The following is a 21,645-nucleotide window of genomic DNA, read 5'->3' as shown; positions in this document are numbered from 1 at the left end:
TCGATGATCGCCAGCTTCCTTTCCTCTCCTGACAAAGCGCGGACGCGGTCCCTGATCGCCGCGATAAGCTGCGCCGCGCTCGCCGGGTGCGGGTTCGGCCTGTTGATGCCGCTCGTCGCGCTCAATCTGGAGGCCATGACCGGCTCCGCCGCCGTGGTGGGCGCAAACGCTGCAGCCGCAGCGCTCTCGACCCTTCTGGCGACGCCGCTCATCCCCGCGCTGATGGCGCGCACCGCGCCGCGCCAGACCGTGATCATCTGCGCGATGATCACGGCGGCGGGCTTTGTGCTGTTTCCCGCCATGCCCGACCCTGTGATCTGGTTCGTGCTGCGTTTTGTCATGGGCTTGTCAGTGACGATCATCTTCGTCGCCAGCGAGACCTGGATCAATCAGCTCGCCAAACCTGAAAGCCGCGCCAGCCTGCTCGCCGTCTACGCCACCGTGCTTGCGGGCGGATTCGGCTCGGGCGGCTTGCTGCTCTCGGTGCTGGGGTCGCAAGGCTGGACGCCCTGGATCGCGGGCGGCGTGATCTACGCGCTCGGCGCCCTGCCGATCATGATCTTGCGCGGCCCGCCCATCACACCGCCCTCCATGGAGGAATCCGGGCTCAAAGCCCTGCTGTCGGCGGCCAGGCTGGCGCCCCTGGCCTTGCTGGCGGGATTGGTGTTCGGAGGCCTTGAGACCAATGTCTTCGCGCTGATGCCGGTCTATGCCGAGCGAATCGGCATTGCAGAGCGCGGCGTCGGCCTGCTGGTCGCTATCGGCGCACTGGGCGCGATCGCCTTGCAGATCCCCCTGGGCAAGCTGGCGGACCGGACAGGCCGCGACCGCACCTTGTCGGGCGTCGCGCTCAGCGCGGTGATTCTGTCGGTCGCCATGGGGCTGGCGGGCGCGAATCTGTGGCTGCTGATCCCGATGGTGTTTTTCTTCGTGGGCGCCAGCAGCGCATTTTACACCATCGGTCTGGCGATGATCGGCGAGCGCGTGCAGCCCGGCGCCCTCGCCTCGGCGAACGCCGCCTTCATCTTCGCTTATGGTCTGGGCTCGCTTCTGGGACCGGCCCTGGGCGGCGTCTCCATGGACATTGCAGACCCCTGGGGCCTGATGGTCGCCTTCGCCGCCATGGCCGGACTGTACTTTACGCTGTCACTTGTGAGCAAAGGCCGTTCGAGGCATTGACAGCGTCGCGTGCGCGGGTATGTTCCGCGGCTCGCAGCGCCGGACCGTTTGTCTGGCGCGCCAAGTTTATGTGTACGGGTGCGCGACTATGGCCAAGCCGACTACCATCAAAATCCGCCTGAATTCGACGGCGGGCACGGGCTATTTCTACGTGACCAAGAAAAACGCCCGCACGATGACCGAGAAACTCGTACTGAAAAAGTACGACCCGGTCGCGCGCAAGCACGTCGAATTCAAAGAAGGCAAGATCAAGTAGGTCTGCGCCAAAGCGCGACTTGATCAAAGTCTGACTGGAATAAGAAAAGCCGCCTGTTTGTTCAGGCGGCTTTTCGTTTGGCCTCTATCACCCGGTTCCGGCCCGAGCGCTTGGCTTCATAGAGCGCCGTATCCGCGCGCTCGATCAGGGCTTCCACAGTGTCGTCCATGAAGGCTTCAGCGATGCCGGCGCTCATGGTCACGTCCACCACATCGCCCGTTTCCCGCAAGGTCACCGGCGTGGCGCAGACCGCCAGACGCGCACGCTCCATGGCGTCGGACGCATCCTTCGCGGTCGTGTTTGAAAACACCACCAGGAACTCCTCACCGCCATAACGGCCCGCCACGTCGATGGCGCGCAATTGCTCACCCAGACGCGTGCAGATCTCCTGCAGCACCTGATCGCCGGCGTTATGGCCCCAGGTGTCGTTGATGCGCTTGAAGTGGTCGATGTCGATAAGGCCCACCGCAAGCGGCTCATGGGAGGCGTTCAGCCCATCCAGCGCCTGACGCAGGCGAGACACCGTGTAGCGGCGGTTGAACAGGCCGGTCAGCGCATCCCGCACCGACATTTCAAGGCTTTCATCCAGACGGTCGCGCAGGGCGTCCGCATAGCGCTTGCGCTTGAGCTGGGTGGAGCTGCGCGCGGACAGCTCGCCGGGGTCCAGCGGCCGGCAAATCACATCATTCACGCCCAAATCGAGCGCGCGCACCATGGTGCGCTTGTCCATCTCGTCCACAACGCCCAGAAGCGGCACCTGGCGCGTATCCACATCCGAGCGGATGCGCGCGCACAGCCGCAAGCCGTCAAAGCGCGGAGCGCTGAGATCCACAATGATCAGGTCTGCATGTTCAGCCTGGGAGATCGCCAGTCGCGGATCGCCATAGCCTTGAGCGTCAACGGTGTCAGGCAAGGCCTTGACGATGCGCTGAGCGGCGTTCTGGTCCGCGGCGGCGACAATCACGCGCCCGCCGCCATTGGCCGGCTCGAAAGAGGACATTTCAACGCCGCTGCTTTCGCGCTGGCGCAACTCGTCCATGACGCTGGTCAGGCGCAATAGCGAGCGCACCCGGGCAAACAGGGCGACATCGTCCACAGGTTTGGTCAGAAATTCGTCAGCGCCGGCCTCAAGACCGCGAATCCGGTCCGAGCGCTGGTCCAGCGCCGTCACCATCACCACAGGGATATGCCGGGTCAGCGGGTCCGCTTTCAGCCGGCGACAGGTTTCGAACCCGTCCATGCGCGGCATCATCACATCCAGCAAGATCACGTCAGGCTTCTGGCTGCGGGCGAGTTCGAGACAGCTTGGCCCGTCCTCCGCCATCAGAACATCGAAATACTCGGCCGTCAGCCGCGCTTCCAGCAAACGCCGGTTCGTTTCGATGTCGTCGACAACCAGTATGCGTGCACTCACCGAAGGCTCCTTCTATTCGAGAAAATCCCGAACGGTTTTGATGAAGGACGCAACCGTGATGGGTTTGGACAGATACCCTTCGCATCCGCCTTCACGGATACGTTCCTCATCGCCTTTCATGGCGAAGGCCGTCACCGCGACCACAGGAATGGCGGACAGCTCGGTGTCGTTCTTGATCCACTTGGTGACATCAAGACCGGACACTTCAGGCAGCTGAATATCCATAAGGATCAGATCAGGCTTGTGCTCACGCGCCATATCCAGCGCCTTGAGGCCCTCACTGGTTTGCACGGTCTCATAGCCGTGCGCTTCGAGCAGATCACGAAATAACTTCATGTTCAGCTCGTTGTCTTCAACGATCAGAACTTTTTTGGACATGACCTGCAGCATTATAACCGCGCTTTCCCCAATTCGCTCCGCCGTCTTTGCAACGTGAGCGTTTTGACCATCCACAATGCATTTAACCCCAGTTTCCTTAATCAACAGTGAGTCCCCGCCTTCGCATGGCGATTAGAACAAGATATGAACGTTGAAAGCGGAGAAAAGAGGCGGTCCGTGTTGCGGTTAGGCGTGGATCTCGGCGGTACGAAAATCGAGGCCGCCCTGGTGGATGAGACAGGCGACTGCCTGATTCGGCTCCGCACGCCGACGCCTGCGGCCTATGACGCCAAGCTGGACGCGATTGCCGAACTGGTGGCGCAGGTCGAGCGCGAGGCAGACGTTCCATCTCCCTTGCCCGCAGGAGTCGGCCATCCCGGCTCGCTCAATCCGCGCACGGGCCTGATGCGCAACGCCAACTCCACCGCGCTCAATAGCCATCCGCTTGATCAGGACCTCGCCGCCCGGCTGCGACGCCCGGTGCGCTGCGCCAATGACGCCAATTGCTTTGCGCTGTCCGAAGCGCGCGACGGCGCCGGCGCAGGCTGTTCAAGCGTGTTCGGCGTCATCGCCGGCACTGGCGTGGGCGGCGGCCTGGTGGTCAACGGTGCGCTGATGACGGGCGCGGACGGCAATGCCGGCGAGTGGGGGCATACCGCCCTGCCCTGGCTCACCGCCGATGAACTGGCGGTCAGCCCGCAGTGCTATTGCGGTCAGACCAATTGCGTCGAGGCCTGGTGCTCGGGCCCGGCCCTGTCCGCTGATCATCGGCGAAACACAGGCGAGGATTTGAGCGCCCAGCAGATCGCAAACGCCTCCGCTGAAGGCGATGAGGCGTGTCAGGCAAGTCTTGAGCGCCACGCCCAGCGCTTCGCCCGCGCGCTGGCGAGCGTGGTCAATATCGTTGACCCGCAAATGATCGTTCTGGGCGGCGGCCTGTCGAACATGCCCGGCTTCGCCTCAAAACTTGAAACCTATCTTCAGCACTGGGCCTTCACCGACGAGCTGGTGACGCAGGTGCGCCCCGCCGTGCATGGCGACAGTTCAGGGGTACGCGGCGCGGCGTGGTTATGGCCATGACCGCGCTCGCCTCGTCTCAAAGCTATTGCCGCAGCTGTCTCAATCCCGCCGCGCCCGGCGCGCAATGCCGGCCATGCGGCGGCGGGCCGGTGCTCAGCCATCCAGAGCTTGACGCCCTGTCGATCGCCCATATCGACTGCGACGCGTTTTTCGCCTCGGTGGAAAAGCGCGACAATCCCGAGCTTGAGGACCAGCCCGTCATCATTGGCGGCGGCCAACGCGGCGTGGTGTCCACCGCCTGCTATATCGCGCGTCTGTATGGCGTCCGCTCGGCCATGCCGATGTTCAAGGCGCTGAAAGCCTGCCCCGACGCAGTGGTCGTCCGTCCCCGCATGGCGGTCTATGCCGCCGACGGCAAGCGCATCCGCGAAATGATGGAGGATGTCACCCCGCTGGTGGAGCCGCTGTCCATCGACGAAGCTTTTCTGGACCTGTCAGGGACTGAAAAACTCCACAATGCTTCCCCCGCGCTGACCTTGCTCAAGCTGCAACGGCGCATTCTCAACGAGGTGGGCGTCACGGTTTCAGTGGGGCTGAGCTTTAACAAGTTCCTCGCCAAGACCGCGTCTGATCTCGACAAACCCAACGGCTTCTCGGTGCTGGGCCGGCAGGACGCGACCGCCTTTCTGGCGCAGATGAAAGTGGGTGATGTCTATGGCGTCGGGCCGGTCCTGGGTAAAAAGCTCAACGCCGACGGGCTCTATACCTTGTCAGACGTGCTCAAACGCTCAGACGGCGATCTGGCGCGAAAATACGGCGAGTCCGGATTGCGCCTCGCCCGACTGGCGCGCGGAGAGGATACGCGCAAGGTCAGCCCGGCCCGTGAACGCAAATCGGTGTCGGCGGAGACCACGTTCAATGACGATGTGTCTGACAAGGCGGTTCTCAAAGACCGGCTCTGGCCGCTGTGCGTGAAGGTCGCCGACCGGATGAAAGCCCAGGGCGTAGCGGGGCGTGTGGTGACGCTGAAGATCAAGACCGACCGCTTCAAGACGATCACCCGGCGGCGCACCCTGACCGACGCAGCCCAGCTCGCGGACACGCTCTTTCGGCTCAGCGCTGACATGCTGGACAAGGAACCTGAAGGTGTGCGCTACCGCCTGATTGGCGCAGGCTATTCAGTGCTGGAAACCGCGATCGCGGATGCGGGTGATTTGCTGGATCCCAATGCGCTCAAACGCGCCGCGGCGGAACGCGCCATGGACGCAGCGCGGGCGAAATTCGGCGACGCCGCCATCATCAAGGGCCGCATGTTGAAAAAGGACCGCGATTAGTCTCGGCGTTGCGCCAGATCCGCATCCAGAGACAACCAGCGAAACACTTGCGGCCAGAACACATCCGCCATTTTCGAGCGGAACAAGCCGTCATGGCCCAGGGCGCCGAGCCCGGTATCCTCATGACGCACCAGCTTCATCTCGGTCGGCGCATTTTCATACCGCTCCAGCAGCCAGCGCACGGTCTGGGGATTGGCGATCGGGTCGTCATCGGGCGTCCAGGCGCGGACCGGAGCCGTAAAGCCTTCATAGCGCGAGGTCAGGCCCAGCTCGGCGATGGCGTCTCGGAAGCATTCAGGGTTCACCCCAAACTCGCGCCAGTCCGCAAACACACGCGGCGGCAGCGGTTCGCCCCGCCAGAGCACGCCCTTGGGAATATGCCCGCGCAGCAACAGATAAGCCGGGCCGAACAGGCGCCAGAACGCCCAGGCGAAATATTTCAGCGGCGCGGACTGATCCCCCCAGTATCCTGACGAGGCCGAGAGCATGGCCAGTCGGCGCACGGGCAGCGCCGGATCGACCAGGGCTGCGAACTGCCCGCCGATGGAATGGCCGACAATATCCAGAGGCAAGCCGGGAAAGGCCTGACAGGCGGCGTCGGCGGCGGCGGGAATGTCATAGACCGCCCAGTCGAGCATGCGGGCGGTTTCGCGCCTGGGATGGCAACGCGCGGAGTCTCCCTGTCCGCGATAGTCAAACGTCAGCACCGCCCAGCCGTTCTCTGCGGCGGCCTGGGCGAAAGGCGCATAAAAATCCCTGCGATAGCCCGTGGCCGGGTTCACCACCATGACGGCGCGCGGGTCGTCAGGCACGGTGAAACAGGCCGACAGCAATTTGCCGTCCGCCGTCCGCAACCGGACCGGTCTGAGACTTGTCATGCTGGCTGCGTCGCGCGCCATGTGTTCACCTTGTCGCCAATGCGCACCATGCAGGCCGGCCCCACTGAATTCAACCCGCCCGCCTCATTGCCAGACCGGGCCTCAAGCGCCTAACTGACAGTCTGATTTTCCCCAACGGAGCGCCCCACATGGCTGATATCGAATCCCGGCTGAAAGACCTGGGCCTGACCCTGCCTGAAGCCGCCGCCCCCGTGGCCAATTACGTCCCCTACGCCCAGAGCGGACAGACCGTGCATATTTCCGGACAGATCTCTCTGGGCCCGGACGGCCTCGTGACCGGACGGCTCGGCGACGGCGTCTCTCTGGAAGACGGCCAGGCGGCGGCGCGGCTGTGTGCGCTGAACCTGATCGCGCAGATCAAGGCGGCCTGCGGCGGCGATCTGGGGAAGGTCAAACGCATCGTCAAGCTGGGCGGTTTCGTGAACGCGCATCCTGACTTTTACGACATTCCCAAAGTCATCAATGGCGCGTCCGACCTGATGGTCGAGGTGTTCGGCGACGCCGGCCGGCACGCGCGATCCGCCGTGGGCGTCGCGGTCTTGCCGCTGAACGCAGCGGTCGAAGTGGACGCCGTCGTCGAGATCGCGTGATCGGGCTCGCAGATCAGTCCACCCCACCCTATATCCCGGCTCAGCTGAGTCGTCTGGACAGGGCATGACCGAGATTTCCGTGCGCATGATCAGCCGGATGGCGCAGATTGATCCCGGCCAATGGGATGCCTGCGCCAATCCGGCGGGTCAGCCTTATGACCCGTTTCTGAGCTGGGATTTTCTCGACGCGCTGGAAAGCTCCGGCAGCGCTGTTGAAGAGACCGGCTGGGGGCCGCGTCATCTGATCGCCGAAGATCAGGCCGGTCAGGTCATCGGCGTCCTGCCGCTCTATCTCAAAGGCCATTCCTACGGCGAATACGTCTTCGACCATGCCTGGGCGGATGCGCTGGAGCGGGCGGGCGGACAGTATTATCCCAAGCTGCTGACCGGCGTGCCGTTCACACCAGCGACAGGTCGGCGCGTTCTCTCAAATGATCCCGCTGTCCGACAGGCGCTGATCAACGCCGCCCGTCACGCCGCGCGAGAGCTGGGCGTCTCGAGCTGGCATGTGCTCTTCCCCGATCCGCAGACCCACTCTGAATTGACCGAAGCGGGTTTGCTCGCCCGGCAGGACATCCAGTTCATCTGGGAGGATGACGGGTATGGCGATTATGAGGGCTTCCTCGCCGCCCTCTCCTCTCGCAAGCGCAAGGCGCTGCGCAAGGAACGCAAGGCGGCGCAATCGGGCGTCGTGATCGAACCGCTCACCGGCGAGGCGCTGACCGAGCATCATTGGGACGTGTTCTTCGCCTGTTATCAGGACACGGGAGAGCGAAAATGGGGCACGCCCTATCTCAATCGTGAGTTCTTCGCACTGATCCACGAACGGATGGCGGACAAGGTCTTGCTGGTGATGGCGAAAGACGGCGACCAGTATATCGCCGCCGCCCTGAACTTCATCGGCTCTGACACGCTCTATGGCCGGTATTGGGGCGCGCTCGCCTTCTCAGACCAGCTTCATTTCGAGCTCTGTTATCATCAGGCGATCGACTATGCGCTGAGCTGCGGGCTCAAACGCGTCGAGGCCGGCGCCCAGGGCGGGCACAAGCTGGCGCGCGGCTACCGGCCCCAACTGGTCTATTCCGCCCATGACATCCTGCATGAAGGCCTGAGCGGCGCGGTGGACCGTTTCCTGCGCTCGGAACGCCGGGCGGTGGAGACGGAGCGTCTGGCGCTGGATGCGGAGTCTCCCTATCGCAAGGACGGTTAGCCCTTGGACCCGTTGAAGGTCTGGTCTAGGACTTCAGGGAATAAAGCTGAGCAGGAGCGCGATCCATGAGCCTTCACGGGACCTATGACGACCAGAACATCTTCGCCAAGATCCTGCGCGGGGAAGCGCCGTGCGTGAAGCTCTATGAAGACGAGCACGTGCTGTCCTTCATGGATATTTTCCCGCAAAGCAAAGGCCACACGCTGGTCATCCCCAAGGAAGCCGCGCGCAACCTGCTGGAAATGTCAGACGACGGCGCCGCCGAGGCGATCAAGCGCGTCAAAAAAGTCGCGAAAGCCGTTGAAAGCGCGCTCAAGCCTGACGGCGTCACCATCGCCCAGTTCAACGGCGCGCCGGCGGGCCAGACCGTCTACCACATCCATTTTCACATCATTCCCCGCTGGGAAGGCCAGGACATCGCCGGCCATGGCAGTGCCGGACAAGCGGATATGGATGAGCTGAACGCGCTGGCGGACAAGATCAAGGCCGCGCTCTAGGCCTTATTCGCACCACACGCCCGGCATGTCATAGGGACCATGCCGGGCGGCGGTCGCTCCCTCCGGGTCACGCTCCAGAATTTCAAACTGCGCCGTATCCACCGGCAGGATCGCATCGGCGTCTTCAAGCGGCTCATCACCCAGCCCGCCGCCGGTCCGCGGCCCCAGGACGCCGCTTTCATCCACCGTTTCATGGCCGCCGCTGCTCCAGCGCGGATCGAACGGATAGGTGCGCGCCATAACCTCGCCCTGACAATCATAGGCGATCCACTCAAGCCGGGAATGCGGCGCGCCCATATCGTCTTCGATATAAAAACGCCGACCGCCAAACGCCTCAACGTGCGCGGGCTCTTGCGTGAAATCGACCGCCACCACGCGGCCGGTCACCGCGCTCTGAGACACCGGATGAGCCAGCATGGCCGTCAGCACGCTTGCGGTCGTTAAGAGGCTCATCTGAATTCTCCCAGTCTGATCAGCGGTCAATCAATTCAGGATGCAAGCCATGCATAACCTTGGCTTCACGCTCAAGACCAATCGCCCTAGCGTGGAAAAAATTTTCCAATTGAGATTTGACGCATGACCTCCGCCTTCGCGTTCACCGCCAACTCGACCGCCGCGCTCTTTCCGCGCACCTTCAAGGCGTCCGTGGCTCGCCAGTTCACGCGTCCGCGGGTGAAACAGCAAACCGATCGCGGTCGCGACTGGCTGGAGAGCCTCGACAAGGCGACATTTGACGGGCCGCAAGGCGCCCAGCGGGTCTATCGCGGCGGCGACGGCCCGCTGGTGTTCTTCCAGCATGGCTGGGAGGCGGACAGCGCGGACCTTTCAACGTTGGGGCAAGCGGTGATGGAAGCCGGCTACTCGGTCGCCATGATCGACGGGCCGGCGCATGGCCAGAGCGAGGGCCGTAAAGCCCATATCCTGCTCTTCGCCGAAGGCCTTGGCGCGGCGGCCGCCCAGCTGGGCCAGCCTTACGCCATTCTGGCCCATTCCATGGGTCTGCCAGCGACCGTCCTCGCCAAGGCGCGCCACGGGCTGGATCCGGGCCGCGTGATCGGGCTGGGCGCGCCAGACGCCCTGCCCCGCAATGTGGAGTTCCAAAGCCAGGCGATGGGGCTGTCAAAGCGCGCCGTCCGCCTGATGCTGGAGTCCGTCAGCGAGCAATTTGGCGAACCGGCCGCCAATCTCGACATCACGCTGGATGCGCCGAATTTTGACACGCCCGCCCTGATCCTGCACGGCGCCAATGACCAGATCGCCCCGCCAGAAGCCGCCGAGCGCATCGCCGCCTCCTGGCCGGGCGCGCAATGGGACGTCTTTGACGGCATCGGCCATCGCGGCGTGTTGCGCGATCCGCGGGTGATCGAGCGGGTTCTGCCTTTTCTGTCTGCGGGTCAGAAGGACTGAAGCCGCCCGCCCTATCTCAGCAGCTCCAAAGCCCGTTCAAGCGCCAGATCCTCGCCGTTCGGGCCGCGCCTGTCCGCGCTGTCGAGCACGATGTCGGCGCGATAGGCTTCACGCGGCGTGCCGTCCACATGATACAGCGTTTCGGTCGGCAGCTTCACCGTCCAGCCGGTTTGCGGCAGGTCATAGTCGTAAATCGCCCCCAGTAGCCCTGCCATCGGTGCGGCGATCGTCACGGCGTCCGCGACGGCGTCGAGGCCCAGGGTCAAGCCTTCGCCCATGGACCCGGTCCAACGTCCCGCCAAAACCACGACCGGAACGCCCGCCAGGCTGTCGCCGCGCGGCAGGACCTCTTCGACCCATTGCCGGGCAACGCCGGTGTCGCGCTCGATCTGGGGCAAGGCATGACGCTGATAGGGTTTGGTCTCATCCACCAGGCGCCCCATCAGGGCGCGGGCGTAGAGCGTATCGCCGCCGCTCGGGGTGTCGCGCAGATCGATGATTAACCCATCCGGGCGTGGGCCGGACAAGGCCTCATCAATGGCGGCGATCAGCCCCTCATCGCCCAGCGAGTCGTTAAACCGCAGCACGCGCACGCCGTCACGATCTGTGACGTTGATCAGGGGGCGTTCCGGTGTCTCGACCTGATAGAGATTGGGCAAGGTCAGCGCTTGCGTCTGGCCCTCAGCGTCAAAAAAGACGAATTCGCGCGCCTGATCGCGCGGTCCCGCCGCGAGCACGCGGGCGGCGAAGCCTTTTGCGGCGTCAGTCTCGAAAGGGCCGCCACAGAGGCCTGTGACCGCCTCATCCAGGGATTGACCCGCGACAGAGGCGATCCGCCACCCCGGCTGCACACCCGCTGCCTGGGCGGGAGAACCGGCGCGCACATCTGTGACCACATAGGCGCCCTCGCGCACCTCGACCCAGAGATCATTATAGCTGGGCGTCAGCCCGTAAGAGCGCGGCGAAGAGACGCCCAGAATGGCGTGATGGTCTTGCAGCGCATTCACCGCGCATTCCGCAAAGCGTAACAGGCTGGCCGCATCGGTGACGCTGTCAGGGTCGACGCCCTGCGCGCCACGCGCCGGGTTTCGCCCGTCAAAGCGATGCGCATAGGCGTACTCAGTATCGATCAGCTCAAGCAGATGGATTGCGTCAGCGCGATAATCGGGCGTTTGCGCAGACGCGCTCGCCCCCAGAAAAAACGCGCCGCTGAGAACCAGCGGCGCGTTCAGAAGGCTTAAGCGCTTCACTTGACCGGCTCTTCGGTCTTTTTCTTTTTGCGCTTGGGTTTGGCGTCATTGAGACGGTCGCCCGGAATGATCTCGAAATCGAGACGTTCAGGATCCGCCGCATCCACATCGACCTTCACCACGCCGCCCTTTTTGAGCTGACCAAACAGGATCTCTTCCGCCAGCGGCTTCTTGATATGATCCTGGATGACCCGGCCCAGCGGACGGGCGCCGAACTTCTCGTCATAGCCGCGCTCGCCGAGCCAGCGATTGGCGGCCTCGGTCAGCTCGAACGTGACACCGCGATCGGCCAGTTGCGCCTCAAGCTGCAGGACGAACTTCTCGACCACGCGGCCGATCACATCGAGCTTGAGCCCCGCGAACGGAATGATGGCGTCCAGACGGTTGCGGAATTCCGGCGTGAACAGACGCTCGATGGCGGCCTGATCCTCGCCATCGCGCTTGCCGCGGCCAAAGCCGATGGCTTCCTTGGCGGCGTCGGCGGCGCCCGCGTTCGAGGTCATAATCAGGATGACGTTGCGGCAGTCCACGGACTTGCCGTTGGCGTCGGTCAGCTGACCATTATCCATCACCTGCAACAGGATGTTGAAGATATCCGGGTGCGCCTTCTCGATCTCATCAAGCAGCAGCACCGAGTGCGGATGCTGGTCGATAGCGTCCGTCAACTGGCCGCCCTGATCATAGCCCACATAGCCCGGAGGCGCGCCCAGAAGGCGGCTCACCGTGTGACGTTCCATGTATTCGGACATGTCAAAGCGCAGCAGCTCCACGCCCAGCGTGTCCGCCAGCTGTCGGGCCACTTCGGTCTTGCCCACCCCGGTCGGGCCGGAGAACAGGTAAGAGCCGATGGGCTTGTTGGGTTCACGCAAGCCGGCGCGCGCCAGCTTGATGGCGCTCGCCAGCTTCTCGATGGCGTCGTCCTGGCCAAACACCACGCGCTTCAATGAGGTTTCAAGATCGCGCAGCACGGACTCATCGGACTTGGAGACCGACTTCGGAGGGATGCGGGCGATTTTGGCGACCACCGCTTCGATCTCTTTGACGCCGATCGTTTTCTTGCGTTTGGACTGCGGCACCAGACGCATGGAGGCGCCCGCCTCGTCGATCACGTCGATCGCTTTATCGGGCAGTTTCCGGTCGCCGATATAGCGATCTGACAACTCAACGGCGGTTTTCAGCGCCTCGGCGGTGAAGCGAATATCGTGGAAATCCTCGAAATAAGGCTTCAAACCCGCCAGAATTTTGATGGCGTCAGGAACAGACGGCTCTTTCACGTCGATCTTCTGGAAGCGACGCGCCAGGGCGCGGTCTTTCTCGAAATGCTGACGGTATTCCTTGTAGGTGGTCGAGCCCATGCAGCGCAGGCCGCCTTGTTGAAGGGCCGGCTTCAAAAGATTGGACGCATCCATCGCGCCGCCAGACGTGGCGCCGGCGCCGATGACTGTGTGGATCTCGTCGATGAAGAGCACCGCGTTCGGGCGCGCTTCGAGCGCCTTGACCACCTGTTTGACGCGCTCTTCAAAGTCGCCGCGATAGCGGGTGCCCGCCAGCAGAGCGCCCATGTCGAGCGAATAGATCGTGGCTTCCGCCAGAACCTCAGGCACCTGGTGCTCGACGATCTTGCGCGCCAGACCTTCAGCGATGGCGGTCTTGCCAACGCCGGGATCGCCCACCAGAAGCGGGTTGTTCTTGCGGCGACGGCACAGAACCTGAATGCAGCGCTCGACTTCATGCTCACGCCCGATCAGCGGATCGACGCCGCCCTCGCGAGCCTTTTCGTTCAGATCCACACAATAAGCCGACAGCGCGTCATCCTTCTCCTCGGCGCCCTCGCCCAGCTCGGCGGCGTCCTCGTCCGCGCCCCTGGCGGGTCGCGCTTCGGATTCGCCGGGCTTCTTGGAGATGCCGTGGGAGATGTAATTGACCGCGTCATAGCGGGTCATGTCGCGTTCAGCGAGGAAATAGGCGGCGTGGCTTTCACGCTCGGCGAACAGCGCGACCAGCACGTTTGCGCCTGTCACTTCATCGCGACCGGAATTCTGGACGTGGATGACCGCGCGCTGGATGACGCGCTGGAAGCCGGCTGTGGGCTTGGCGTCCTCGCCATCGTCCACGATGAGACTCGCCAGTTCTTCGTCCACATACTCGTTGAGCGTGTCGCGAAGTTCGTCCACATCCACGTCGCAGGCGCGCATCACCGCGGACGCATCCACGTCTTCACACAGCGAGAGCAGCAGATGCTCCAGAGTTGCGTATTCGTGCTTGCGTTCGGTCGCGGCCGTCAGGGCGCGATGCAGGGAACGTTCGAGAGTGGGTGAGAAAGAGGGCAAGGCCTAATCCTTTTCCATCGTGCACTGTAACGGGTGCTGAGCACGGCGCGCAGCGTCTATGACCTGGGCCACCTTGGTTTCGGCGACCTCGTATGTGAAAACGCCACACACGCCGACTCCATGTTGGTGCACATGGAGCATGATGCGAGTCGCGTCTTCTTGCCCCTTGTGAAAAATACGCACCAGAACCTCGATGACGAACTCCATGGGGGTGTAGTCGTCATTGAGCAGCAAAACCTTGTACATCGACGGACGCTTGGTCCGAGCGCGCGGCTTTACTGTTACGCCGGTCTCCTGATCGGGCAGGTCTGGCTTGTTCGGCTCACTCATGGGCAGTCTGGCGTCTCGCTAGCGTTACGCCCCAGCTTGATCCGGTTTTTCAGCCGCGGCAATCAGTCTTGATATTAAATAAGCGCAGGAAGGTTACAGAGAACCCCCTCAACTGATCACAAGACAGTTCGCAGCCCAAATGTCCGTGGAAAGCGGACAAAAAAATGGTCCGACGCGGACGCCGGACCAGTCAGGGAGGACTTGGGGCCGGGCGACGCGTCGAGGCGACGCCCGGCGATAAGGTGCGCCTAGCGCTGGGACTGCATCAGTTCCAGGGCGGCGGAGAAGCGCTCGTTGATCGGCTTGAAGGAGTCCTTGAACAGGCTCGACATCAGGTCGGAACTCTTGTTCATCTCAGCCAGCAGAGCGTCCATGGACGACTTGGTGTAGTCGGACTGGATCTCGATCAGTTCCTGAACCGATTTCGCGCCAGCCATGGATTTGGCGGCGGTCATGCCGTCTTCCATGGTTTTCTTGGCGAAGGCCAGATTGGCGGCGTTCAGTTCTTCGATGGATTTGGCGGCGGTGGTGCTCGACGCGATCACGGCGTCCACGCTGTCCTTGTGGAACGCGCTGAATTCGTTCACCGCGTTCATGGACTTTTCAAAGCCGTCTTTCAGGGCTTCGTTGGACGCGGTGGTCATGGTTTCGATCGTGTCTTTGGCGGTGTTTTTCGTTGCGGTCATCGACTTGTCTCCAGAATATTTGCGCGGGGGCGAGGGTTTTCGGGCTTTGCTTTGACCCGTCGTCTTCTTGGCGGCCCGTTTCGCCGGCGCTTTTGCGACCGGTTTTGCGGGTTGAGCCGATTGCTTGGCCGGCTCGGCAGCAGCCACAGACTTCGCTTCCGATTGAGCCGCCTCGCCGGTTTTCGCTGTCTCAGCGTCCGTTTGAAGCGTCTCTGACGCAGTAGAATTCGGAGTCGCGTTCGCCATTTTGGGCTCCATGCGTTTCCTGTTGTGTTAGCAGGTGCAGCATATATGCCCCCTGAACAGCGCCCCGTCAAGCATTTATTGTGCGCTGCACAAAACGTCGCACCCCTGCACAGACAGAGAATCCGGCACAGTTAACGCTCGAGCAAGGGGTTAGCGGCGACACTGCCCCTATGGCACGCATTTTCCTCGTCTTGCTTTGCTTCAGCGCCGTCATCGCCCTCGCCCCCCGCGCCGAGGCGAGCGAGCGTTACGCCGCTTTCGTGGCGGATATGCAGACGGGTGAGATTCTGCACGCCCGGCGGGCGGATGCGTTACGGTATCCCGCCTCGCTGACCAAGATGATGACCCTCTACATGCTGTTTGACGCGCTGGAGCGCGGCGAGCTCGCCCTGGATGACCCGATCACTGCGTCGACTGAAGCCGCCAGCCGTCCGGCCTCCCGGCTGGGCCTGCAGGCGGGACAGACGCTGACCGTAGAAACCGCGATCCGCGCCCTGATCATCCAGAGCGCCAATGACGTGGCGGTCGCCGTGGCTGAACATCTGGAGGGCGACGAAGCCCAATTCGCCGCAGTGATGACAGCGCGCGCCCGAGAGCTGGGCATGGCGAACACCGTGTTTCGCAACGCATCAGGACTGCCCGATGCGCGACAGCAGACCACGGCGCGCGACATCGCCCGCCTGGCCTATGCGCTTCACCGTGATTTTCCTCAGTATTACGCGTACTTCAGCGAGACCCGGTTCCGATGGAACGGCGTCACCCATCGCACCCACAATACGCTGGTGGGCGACCAACCCGGCGTGGACGGCCTGAAAACCGGCTATATCCGCGCTTCAGGCTTCAATCTGGCCGCCAGCGCCGAGCGTGACGGTCATCGCATCATCGCTGTGGTGATGGGCGGGGCCTCCGCCTCTGTGCGCGACGCCCATGCGCGCGAGCTGATCGAAGCCGCGTATTCCGCTATCAACGCCCGCTCTGAGAGCCGGATGCTGGCGGCGTTGAACATGCCGCGGCTCAACCCCGTGCGGGAGCAGGAAATTCTGACGGCCGAACTCACCACGCTACCCGCCCAGACGGCGCAGGGCTCCGCGCCTGGCGTCCCGGCGGCGCGGGTCGAGCTTGAGCCGCTCGACGGTCTGCGCACCTTCAGCGCGCCTGAAACGCCTTCAGGCTGGGCTGTGCAAGTTGGCGCCTACACGTCACAAGCCGCCGCCTCCGCTCGCCTTGAAAGCGTTGCGATGATGGGACTGCATACCTTGCTGGGCGATGCGCAAGCGCGTGTGGAGCCGATGCAGCGCAATGGCCGCCAGCTCTGGCGGGCGCGCTATGCCGGCCTTGACGGCTCTCGCGCGCAATCCATCTGCCAGCGCCTGGAAGCGAGCGGGGAATCCTGTTTCGCCGTCCCCCCGGCCGCTTAATCGTCCAACAGAACGTCGCGCGCTTGCTGGACCTTGGCGGCGAGCGCATCTGTACCGCCCTGATCGGGATGGACCTTCTTCATCATGGCGCGGTGCGCCTTGCGGATTTCGGCTTCATCCGCGTCGGGGCCAACACCCAGAATGGCGCGCGCCTCCTCCATACTCATGCCAGTTCGCGAAGGCGCGGAGCCTGTGTTGCCATCGCCACCGCCCTGGCCCGGCTTCCCGCCGCGCATGGCGACGCCCAGAAAGCCCAGGGACGCCCCGATCAGCGGCACGCCCGCCACCGCCAGGCCGCGCACGGTCAGCAAGGCCCCCAGCACAACACCACCAATTCCCAGAACCCAACGCAGCAGCCGCGCCGCATCTTTCGACGGCAGGCGCGTCATCACCACGAGGAACACGATCGCCAGGGCCGCCAGCGCCAAAAGTCCGTAAAGGATCATCAATCGTCCTCAGATCACCATCAGAACGGAAACGGCTTTCCGCTCAGTCCGGGCAGTTTGAGCACGATCAGCAGCTCGCGCAATTCCTGGCGCGCGGCCACATGGCTCATGGTGAAGGTCATGGACGATCCCGCTTCGGTCAGATCCAGCAAGGTCAACCCGGCCGGAAACAGCTCGCGATAGATCACACGCTCGGAAAAGCCCGGCGCGAGGCGGAAACCGACGCGCTCTGACAGGGCTTTCAGACCTTTGCCCACACGGCGCTTGTTGCGGGAATCCAGATTGGAGATGCGGTTGCGCATGACCAGCCAGTCTATGGATTTGCGCTCGCGCATGGCTTTGCGCTTGCGGCATTCCCAGACCATTTCGGAATAGACGCTGGGGCGGCCCACTTCAAAGCTGTCGCCGTCAATCTCCGCCAGCAGGGCGAAGTCCACAAAGCTGTCATTGATGGGCGTGATCAGTGTGTCGGCGCTGGCATGGGCGAGCCGGGCGTAATGCGTGTCGCCGCCGGGTGAATCCACAATGATGAAGTCACAGCCGCGTCTGAGCTGGCCCAGGGTTTCCTCCCAGGCGGCCCGTTCTTCGGATTCCACATCATCAAGAGAGCGCGATTGAGAGATCGGCAAGCGCCCCTGGACCGGCATGGGCAGGGTGACGCCGCGGGCATCGGCCCACCGGCGGCGATTATCCAGATGTCGGGTCAGGCTGGCCTGGCGCAGGTCGAGATCGATCACGCCCACCGTTTGGCCCATGCGCATCAGAGCCACGGCCAGATGAATAGCGACGGTGGACTTGCCCGCGCCGCCCTTCTCATTTCCGACCACGATCACATGCGCGCCCTCAGCGGCGCGACCTGGTGACTCAACGGCGCCAGCAGACACGGTTACGACTCCCCAAACCCTTATTGCCTGCGGCGCTAGCACGCTCCGCAGATATTCGAAAGGTCTGTTATGGACCTAACCGGGCAGCGCTTCACCGGTAAAGTGCGTGGCCTGACACCAAAGCCCGGCCGCTTCCGCCTGCGCACACAGGGCCTGTGCTTCGGACCGGCTGTCAAAGGGCCCCGCTTTCAGGCGCAGGAACTCGCCCTGATCCAGTTGCACGCGCTCAACGCGCGGCTCTGTATCTGACAGGGACGGCAATTGCACGCCCAGTTGTCGCCAGCCGATCTCGGCGTTGCTCAACAGCCGGTAGGACGCCAGATGCGCCGCGTACAGAAGGCTTTGCGCGTCCTCAAGATCCGGCGCAGAGGCGAAAGACATCGGCGGGGTCGTCGTTTGGGGCGTCATGGATACGGTTTGCGGAGGAGTCAGCAGCGCGGCCCGCAAGGCCCCCATTTCGGCGCTGGCTGCCTCTACGCGGTCCGGATGACGGGCGGCTGTCTCTTCCAGAAGCTGCGCCAGTTCAAGCGCAGGCCGGGCGCGTCCCTCGATCGAGGGAGAGCCCATGCTGACACAGCCCGTCAGACCCAGCGTCGCTATCATGATCAAGACCAAGCGCATGCTTTATTCCCTAAACCGAGTCGCACGCTTGCGAGACTGCCACGGCTAAGGCTAGCGTGCAGCCGCTATTTTCGCCCAGGAGGCCGCCGTGACACACGGTCCCGAACTCGCCCTGCCCGCCGCCTATTCCATCGCCGCTGTCAGAGACCAGGTCCGTCAATGGCGTGCCGACGGTCTGCGCATCGGTTTCGTGCCGACCATGGGCGCCTTGCATGCAGGGCATCTTGCGCTTGTAAAGCAAGCGCTGGCCTCGGCGGATCGCGTTGTGGCGAGCGTGTTCGTCAACCCGACCCAGTTTGCGCCCGGCGAGGATTTTGACGCCTATCCGCGAACGCTGGAACAGGATGCGGACAAGCTGGCGGAAACGGGCGCCCATCTGCTCTACGCGCCGGATGCGCGTGAAATGTATCCTGAGGGGTTTGTCACCAGCGTTTCGCTGACCGGTCCGTCGCACGGCATGGAAAGCGTGTCGCGCCCGCATTTCTTCAACGGCGTCGCGACCGTGGTCTGCAAGCTGCTCAACCAGGTCCAGCCGGATGTGGCCGTGTTTGGGGAGAAGGACTACCAGCAGCTCATGGTGATCCGGCGCATGGTCACAGACCTCAATCTGCCCGTCGAGATCCAGGGCGGCGAGACCGTGCGCGAGGCCGACGGCCTCGCCCTCTCCTCGCGCAATGTCTATCTGAACGCCACCGAACGCGAACGCGCTGCGCGGCTGAATGTGATCTTGCGCGAATTCGCGGACGCGTTGTCGAGCGGTGCGAATGTGGCGGACGCCCAGCATCAGTCCCAACTCAAGGCGCAATCGGCGTTTGACGGCGTGGATTATGTGGTGGCGCGTGACGCCGACAGCCTGGAAGCCTTGCCCTCAGGTCCGATTGACCGGGATGCGCGCGTGCTGGCGGCGGTGCGCGTGGGCAAGACGCGCCTGATCGACAATCGCCCAGCTCCGAAAAAGTAGGCTACCAGGCGCCCAGCTCGATCAGCTTGAGACGTAGATCCTCAGGCAGGTCCTCGCCGCCCGCATGTTCTGTCAGGTCCGCAGGCGCATCTTCCGCTTTCAGATACCGCCAGCCCTGAAACGCGCGCCGGGGCGACGGCGCCGTACGCACCAGCTTGTTCTCAAGCCAGATATTGCAGCGCTTGATCCCTTCGGAATCGGTGAACTCTTCCAGATCGAGCACGGTCTGGCGCACCTGGATCACGCGTTTGATCACCCAGTACAGAGACCCGCCCGCCAGGATTTCATCCTTGCGTTTTGGCGTCATGCGCGTGGTGTGCTTTGTGGGCTGTCCGTCATGACGGTCGAGCCAGCCTTGCAGCTGCTCAACCGAGTCCACGCCCACGCACAATTTGACAAGATTCAGCGCCATACCGCCGAATTAGTGCGACTCCGCCGCCTCAACAACCGGTCCGCCTGCAGCCGGCGCAGCCCATTCAATGTCGAGAATCTCGATGGTCATGTTCTCGTCAAAGGACTGGAACGCCGCAGACCCGGCGATGTTGAAGTGCAAGCTCGCAAGCCGCGGGCCGTTCACCGCTTCGTCAAAGACGTAATCCTGCAGGAACTGGAAGCCGTCGATGCGAGCCGCGAAATTGGGCTTCACGCTCTCTTGGAGCCTGAGATGGAACGCCTGCACATGGCCGTTGGCCGCATTGACGTGAACTTCACCCTGCATCGCCTCGAGCATCCGCTGCTCGGTCCGGTCCGGCTCGCCCTCTGAGTCCGGCATGGCGAGCGGCACGAAGCCATAGATCAGGCGACCGTCTTCTTCACGCAGCAGGCTGACATCCTCGCCCATGATCCGGCGCAGCTCTTCAGGATCGAAATCCTCGGCGCTGAAGCCGCCCTCTTCGTCCGCGGTTTCATCTTCGTCGTCATCCAGAAGATCGTCCCACAGCTCCCGCTGGGCTTCATTGAGGGTGTCTTCCGGCGGCGCCAGCAGCGTGTAATCGCTGTCACCGGTCTCGGATTCGACCATACGCACCATGATGCGGTCGTTATTGACGCCAATGCGCATATCTATGCGCGCCGCCTCACGGTCATTGATCGGCGCGGAAAGCGCCTGCTCAAGCGGCTCAGGCAATTGGGCGAAGGCCGTGGCGGAAAACAACGCGGCGCAAGCGCCCAGCATCAGGCTGCGAACCATGGGGGCAAACCCTCTTCTCATCTCGGAAGCGACACTGTCGTCTTCCTAATGCGGCGAGACTAGGGCGGACACCTGACAAAACGCCTCGGGTCGCAGCGCCCGGGTCAGGCAGGGGCGCGATCGGTCAATCCTTCCTTGCGGGCCAGGTCCACGTCGAACGTGGTTTCGCTCTTGGGCGCCGGGCGCGCTTGGGCGCCGAACGCGCCCTGATACGCCTTGAAGGCTTTTGACAGCCCCAGCTTGGCGTAAGCCTGCACGCCGCGGGTCGAGGCTGTACGCGGGGTCCAGCCGGCCTGACGCATGACGCCATTGGCGTGATAGACGCCGTTTTGAAGCGTGGATTGCGGCGTCACCATCTCGACGGTGATCGACACGTTCAGCCCTTCAAGGTTCTCCACCCGGTGCGGCGAATGCAGCGGCCAGGACACGAATGCGCCCGGATCAAGGTCGATCTGGGCGGCCTGCGCGTCCCAGGACGGATCAAACGGCACGTCCTCGGTCTGGGTCTTGTGAAGGATCGCCTCCATGGACTGCTCATCCACGAACGGGGCGCGCGGCGGATAAATCCGGAAGCGCTTCTTACCCTTCACGTGCAGCAGCAGGGTCTCGGAGACGTCGGAATGGTAAAACACCTGGGCGCGCGGGCTGGAAATCAGAATGCCGCCATAGGCGCGCAGCGGGTTGAATCCCGGATTGAGACGCTTGAGCTGAGCGATCAGCGCCTCGAAAATGGGCTTGTAGATCGCGTCCGTATCCATGGCCTGGCGCAGATTGATCCACAGCTTGCCAGCGCGGACGGCGTCAATCAGCTCACGGCCTTTCAGATCGCCGCCCTCTCCCGCTCGCCAGCTTTCGCGGTCGGTCGGGTCATCGCCCATGGTGCAAATATCTGTCAGGTCTTTGGGATGACGGTTCAGAAGCGCGGCCAGCGCCAGCTCGCTGAAGGCCGGATCCATATGAAGCCGATGGCGTGCAGTGACGACGCCAGCACGGAAATCCTTCCGCTTGTCTTCATTCCAGTCGATCAAAACAGGGTCGGTCATCACAAGGCTCCGTCGCAATCTGGGACGCCTTGACGTCCCTGATCACAAGCCGTGCAT

The 21,645-nt window shown here is 63.2% G+C and carries 24 protein-coding genes; 10 read left to right on the top strand and 14 right to left on the bottom strand.

Annotation, left to right across the window (positions count from 1 at the left end; all coding sequences use genetic code 11):
• The first annotated feature begins 3 nt into the window (after positions 1–3).
• Positions 4–1,179: an MFS transporter gene (locus tag G405_RS0113645; protein ID WP_022702081.1), complete on the top strand. Its 1,176-nt coding sequence runs from the start codon at positions 4–6 to the stop codon at positions 1,177–1,179.
• Positions 1,180–1,267: 88 nt separating this feature from the next.
• Positions 1,268–1,435: a 50S ribosomal protein L33 gene (gene rpmG, locus G405_RS0113640; protein WP_009800672.1), complete on the top strand. Its 168-nt coding sequence runs from the start codon at positions 1,268–1,270 to the stop codon at positions 1,433–1,435.
• Between the two features lie 61 nt (positions 1,436–1,496).
• On the opposite strand, the gene G405_RS0113635 is transcribed toward rpmG, so the two are convergent.
• Positions 1,497–2,849, bottom strand: a complete 1,353-nt coding sequence (locus tag G405_RS0113635) for a PleD family two-component system response regulator (RefSeq protein ID WP_022702079.1) — start codon at positions 2,847–2,849, stop codon at positions 1,497–1,499.
• 12 nt (positions 2,850–2,861) lie between these two features.
• Positions 2,862–3,227, bottom strand: coding sequence for a response regulator (locus G405_RS0113630; RefSeq protein ID WP_028284823.1), 366 nt, complete (start codon positions 3,225–3,227; stop codon positions 2,862–2,864).
• A gap of 177 nt (positions 3,228–3,404) precedes the next feature.
• Between G405_RS0113630 and G405_RS0113625 the strand changes: the two genes are divergently transcribed.
• Both G405_RS0113625 and G405_RS0113620 read left to right on the top strand, forming a co-directional pair.
• A complete protein-coding gene (locus tag G405_RS0113625) occupies positions 3,405–4,307 on the top strand; it encodes an ROK family protein (protein ID WP_022702077.1) in 903 nt (300 codons plus the stop codon).
• Entirely contained in the window at positions 4,304–5,581 is a 1,278-nt protein-coding gene (locus G405_RS0113620; RefSeq protein WP_040705844.1) for a DNA polymerase IV, read from the top strand. The genes G405_RS0113625 and G405_RS0113620 overlap by 4 nt, the downstream gene beginning before the upstream one ends.
• Here the strand turns inward: G405_RS0113620 and G405_RS0113615 are convergent.
• Positions 5,578–6,480, bottom strand: coding sequence for an alpha/beta hydrolase family protein (locus G405_RS0113615; RefSeq protein WP_022702075.1), 903 nt, complete (start codon positions 6,478–6,480; stop codon positions 5,578–5,580). The two genes, G405_RS0113620 and G405_RS0113615, sit on opposite strands and share 4 nt — an antisense overlap.
• Before the next feature lie 128 nt (positions 6,481–6,608).
• On the opposite strand from G405_RS0113615, the gene G405_RS0113610 reads away from it, so the two are divergent.
• The 3 genes from G405_RS0113610 (at position 6,609) to G405_RS0113600 (ending at position 8,777) form a co-directional block, all read left to right on the top strand.
• Complete coding sequence (locus G405_RS0113610; protein WP_022702074.1) at positions 6,609–7,070, top strand: RidA family protein; 462 nt, start codon at positions 6,609–6,611, stop codon at positions 7,068–7,070.
• A gap of 64 nt (positions 7,071–7,134) precedes the next feature.
• On the top strand, positions 7,135–8,280 hold the full coding sequence (locus G405_RS0113605) for a GNAT family N-acetyltransferase (RefSeq protein ID WP_022702073.1): 1,146 nt from the start codon (positions 7,135–7,137) through the stop codon (positions 8,278–8,280).
• Positions 8,281–8,345: 65 nt separating this feature from the next.
• Positions 8,346–8,777 (top strand): HIT family protein, encoded by a 432-nt coding sequence (locus G405_RS0113600; protein WP_022702072.1) that lies wholly within the window; start codon positions 8,346–8,348, stop codon positions 8,775–8,777.
• Positions 8,778–8,780: 3 nt separating this feature from the next.
• Here G405_RS0113600 and G405_RS0113595 read toward each other — a convergent pair whose 3' ends face one another.
• Complete coding sequence (locus G405_RS0113595; RefSeq protein ID WP_022702071.1) at positions 8,781–9,230, bottom strand: hypothetical protein; 450 nt, start codon at positions 9,228–9,230, stop codon at positions 8,781–8,783.
• Positions 9,231–9,353: 123 nt separating this feature from the next.
• Between G405_RS0113595 and G405_RS0113590 the strand changes: the two genes are divergently transcribed.
• A complete protein-coding gene (locus G405_RS0113590) occupies positions 9,354–10,184 on the top strand; it encodes an alpha/beta fold hydrolase (RefSeq protein ID WP_022702070.1) in 831 nt (276 codons plus the stop codon).
• A gap of 11 nt (positions 10,185–10,195) precedes the next feature.
• Here G405_RS0113590 and G405_RS16170 read toward each other — a convergent pair whose 3' ends face one another.
• From G405_RS16170 to G405_RS0113570, 4 genes are all read right to left on the bottom strand, one after another.
• Positions 10,196–11,434, bottom strand: coding sequence for a S41 family peptidase (locus tag G405_RS16170; protein ID WP_022702069.1), 1,239 nt, complete (start codon positions 11,432–11,434; stop codon positions 10,196–10,198).
• Positions 11,431–13,764 (bottom strand): ATP-dependent Clp protease ATP-binding subunit ClpA, encoded by a 2,334-nt coding sequence (gene clpA / locus G405_RS0113580; protein ID WP_022702068.1) that lies wholly within the window; start codon positions 13,762–13,764, stop codon positions 11,431–11,433. The genes G405_RS16170 and clpA overlap by 4 nt, the downstream gene beginning before the upstream one ends.
• 3 nt (positions 13,765–13,767) lie before the next feature.
• Positions 13,768–14,094 carry an ATP-dependent Clp protease adapter ClpS gene (gene clpS, locus G405_RS0113575; protein ID WP_022702067.1) on the bottom strand — a complete coding sequence of 109 codons (327 nt, stop codon included), beginning with the start codon at positions 14,092–14,094 and terminating at the stop codon, positions 13,768–13,770.
• A 248-nt stretch (positions 14,095–14,342) separates the two neighbouring features.
• Positions 14,343–14,780 (bottom strand): phasin family protein, encoded by a 438-nt coding sequence (locus G405_RS0113570; protein WP_028284821.1) that lies wholly within the window; start codon positions 14,778–14,780, stop codon positions 14,343–14,345.
• Positions 14,781–15,196: 416 nt separating this feature from the next.
• Here G405_RS0113570 and G405_RS16165 point away from each other — a divergent pair, with 416 nt between their 5' ends.
• Entirely contained in the window at positions 15,197–16,444 is a 1,248-nt protein-coding gene (locus G405_RS16165; protein WP_022702065.1) for a D-alanyl-D-alanine carboxypeptidase, read from the top strand.
• Here G405_RS16165 and G405_RS0113560 read toward each other — a convergent pair.
• From G405_RS0113560 to G405_RS0113550, 3 genes are all read right to left on the bottom strand, one after another.
• On the bottom strand, positions 16,441–16,890 hold the full coding sequence (locus G405_RS0113560; protein ID WP_022702064.1) for a J domain-containing protein: 450 nt from the start codon (positions 16,888–16,890) through the stop codon (positions 16,441–16,443). The genes G405_RS16165 and G405_RS0113560 overlap by 4 nt on opposite strands.
• A gap of 20 nt (positions 16,891–16,910) precedes the next feature.
• Positions 16,911–17,774, bottom strand: coding sequence for a division plane positioning ATPase MipZ (locus tag G405_RS0113555; protein WP_028284820.1), 864 nt, complete (start codon positions 17,772–17,774; stop codon positions 16,911–16,913).
• A gap of 75 nt (positions 17,775–17,849) precedes the next feature.
• A complete protein-coding gene (locus G405_RS0113550) occupies positions 17,850–18,395 on the bottom strand; it encodes an SPOR domain-containing protein (RefSeq protein ID WP_022702062.1) in 546 nt (181 codons plus the stop codon).
• Between the two features lie 88 nt (positions 18,396–18,483).
• On the opposite strand from G405_RS0113550, the gene panC reads away from it, so the two are divergent.
• Positions 18,484–19,356: a pantoate--beta-alanine ligase gene (gene panC / locus G405_RS0113545; RefSeq protein WP_022702061.1), complete on the top strand. Its 873-nt coding sequence runs from the start codon at positions 18,484–18,486 to the stop codon at positions 19,354–19,356.
• 1 nt (position 19,357) lies between these two features.
• On the opposite strand, the gene G405_RS0113540 is transcribed toward panC, so the two are convergent.
• From G405_RS0113540 to G405_RS0113530, 3 genes are all read right to left on the bottom strand, one after another.
• Positions 19,358–19,768: a DUF1489 family protein gene (locus G405_RS0113540; RefSeq protein WP_022702060.1), complete on the bottom strand. Its 411-nt coding sequence runs from the start codon at positions 19,766–19,768 to the stop codon at positions 19,358–19,360.
• A gap of 9 nt (positions 19,769–19,777) precedes the next feature.
• Positions 19,778–20,545 carry a hypothetical protein gene (locus G405_RS0113535; protein WP_022702059.1) on the bottom strand — a complete coding sequence of 256 codons (768 nt, stop codon included), beginning with the start codon at positions 20,543–20,545 and terminating at the stop codon, positions 19,778–19,780.
• 104 nt (positions 20,546–20,649) lie between these two features.
• Positions 20,650–21,588, bottom strand: a complete 939-nt coding sequence (locus G405_RS0113530; protein WP_022702058.1) for a cupin-like domain-containing protein — start codon at positions 21,586–21,588, stop codon at positions 20,650–20,652.
• Between the last annotated feature and the right edge of the window lie 57 nt (positions 21,589–21,645).

The organism is Oceanicaulis alexandrii DSM 11625 (genome assembly GCF_000420265.1).
Lineage (GTDB): Bacteria > Pseudomonadota > Alphaproteobacteria > Caulobacterales > Maricaulaceae > Oceanicaulis > Oceanicaulis alexandrii.
Note: the sequence above shows the minus strand (reverse complement) of the source record. Positions and strands in the feature narration are given on the sequence as shown.

Coding starts and splice junctions, on each gene's coding strand:
- G405_RS0113645 (WP_022702081.1), top strand. CDS start 4: ATGATCGCCAGCTTCCTTTCCTCTCCTGACAAAGCGCGGACGCGGTCC.
- rpmG (WP_009800672.1), top strand. CDS start 1,268: ATGGCCAAGCCGACTACCATCAAAATCCGCCTGAATTCGACGGCGGGC.
- G405_RS0113630 (WP_028284823.1), bottom strand. CDS start 3,227: ATGTCCAAAAAAGTTCTGATCGTTGAAGACAACGAGCTGAACATGAAG.
- G405_RS0113620 (WP_040705844.1), top strand. CDS start 4,304: ATGACCGCGCTCGCCTCGTCTCAAAGCTATTGCCGCAGCTGTCTCAAT.
- G405_RS0113615 (WP_022702075.1), bottom strand. CDS start 6,480: ATGGCGCGCGACGCAGCCAGCATGACAAGTCTCAGACCGGTCCGGTTG.
- G405_RS0113610 (WP_022702074.1), top strand. CDS start 6,609: ATGGCTGATATCGAATCCCGGCTGAAAGACCTGGGCCTGACCCTGCCT.
- G405_RS0113605 (WP_022702073.1), top strand. CDS start 7,135: ATGACCGAGATTTCCGTGCGCATGATCAGCCGGATGGCGCAGATTGAT.
- G405_RS0113600 (WP_022702072.1), top strand. CDS start 8,346: ATGAGCCTTCACGGGACCTATGACGACCAGAACATCTTCGCCAAGATC.
- G405_RS0113595 (WP_022702071.1), bottom strand. CDS start 9,230: ATGAGCCTCTTAACGACCGCAAGCGTGCTGACGGCCATGCTGGCTCAT.
- G405_RS0113590 (WP_022702070.1), top strand. CDS start 9,354: ATGACCTCCGCCTTCGCGTTCACCGCCAACTCGACCGCCGCGCTCTTT.
- clpS (WP_022702067.1), bottom strand. CDS start 14,094: ATGAGTGAGCCGAACAAGCCAGACCTGCCCGATCAGGAGACCGGCGTA.
- G405_RS0113570 (WP_028284821.1), bottom strand. CDS start 14,780: ATGACCGCAACGAAAAACACCGCCAAAGACACGATCGAAACCATGACC.
- G405_RS16165 (WP_022702065.1), top strand. CDS start 15,197: ATGGCACGCATTTTCCTCGTCTTGCTTTGCTTCAGCGCCGTCATCGCC.
- G405_RS0113560 (WP_022702064.1), bottom strand. CDS start 16,890: ATGATCCTTTACGGACTTTTGGCGCTGGCGGCCCTGGCGATCGTGTTC.
- G405_RS0113550 (WP_022702062.1), bottom strand. CDS start 18,395: ATGCGCTTGGTCTTGATCATGATAGCGACGCTGGGTCTGACGGGCTGT.
- G405_RS0113540 (WP_022702060.1), bottom strand. CDS start 19,768: ATGGCGCTGAATCTTGTCAAATTGTGCGTGGGCGTGGACTCGGTTGAG.
- G405_RS0113535 (WP_022702059.1), bottom strand. CDS start 20,545: ATGGTTCGCAGCCTGATGCTGGGCGCTTGCGCCGCGTTGTTTTCCGCC.
- G405_RS0113530 (WP_022702058.1), bottom strand. CDS start 21,588: ATGACCGACCCTGTTTTGATCGACTGGAATGAAGACAAGCGGAAGGAT.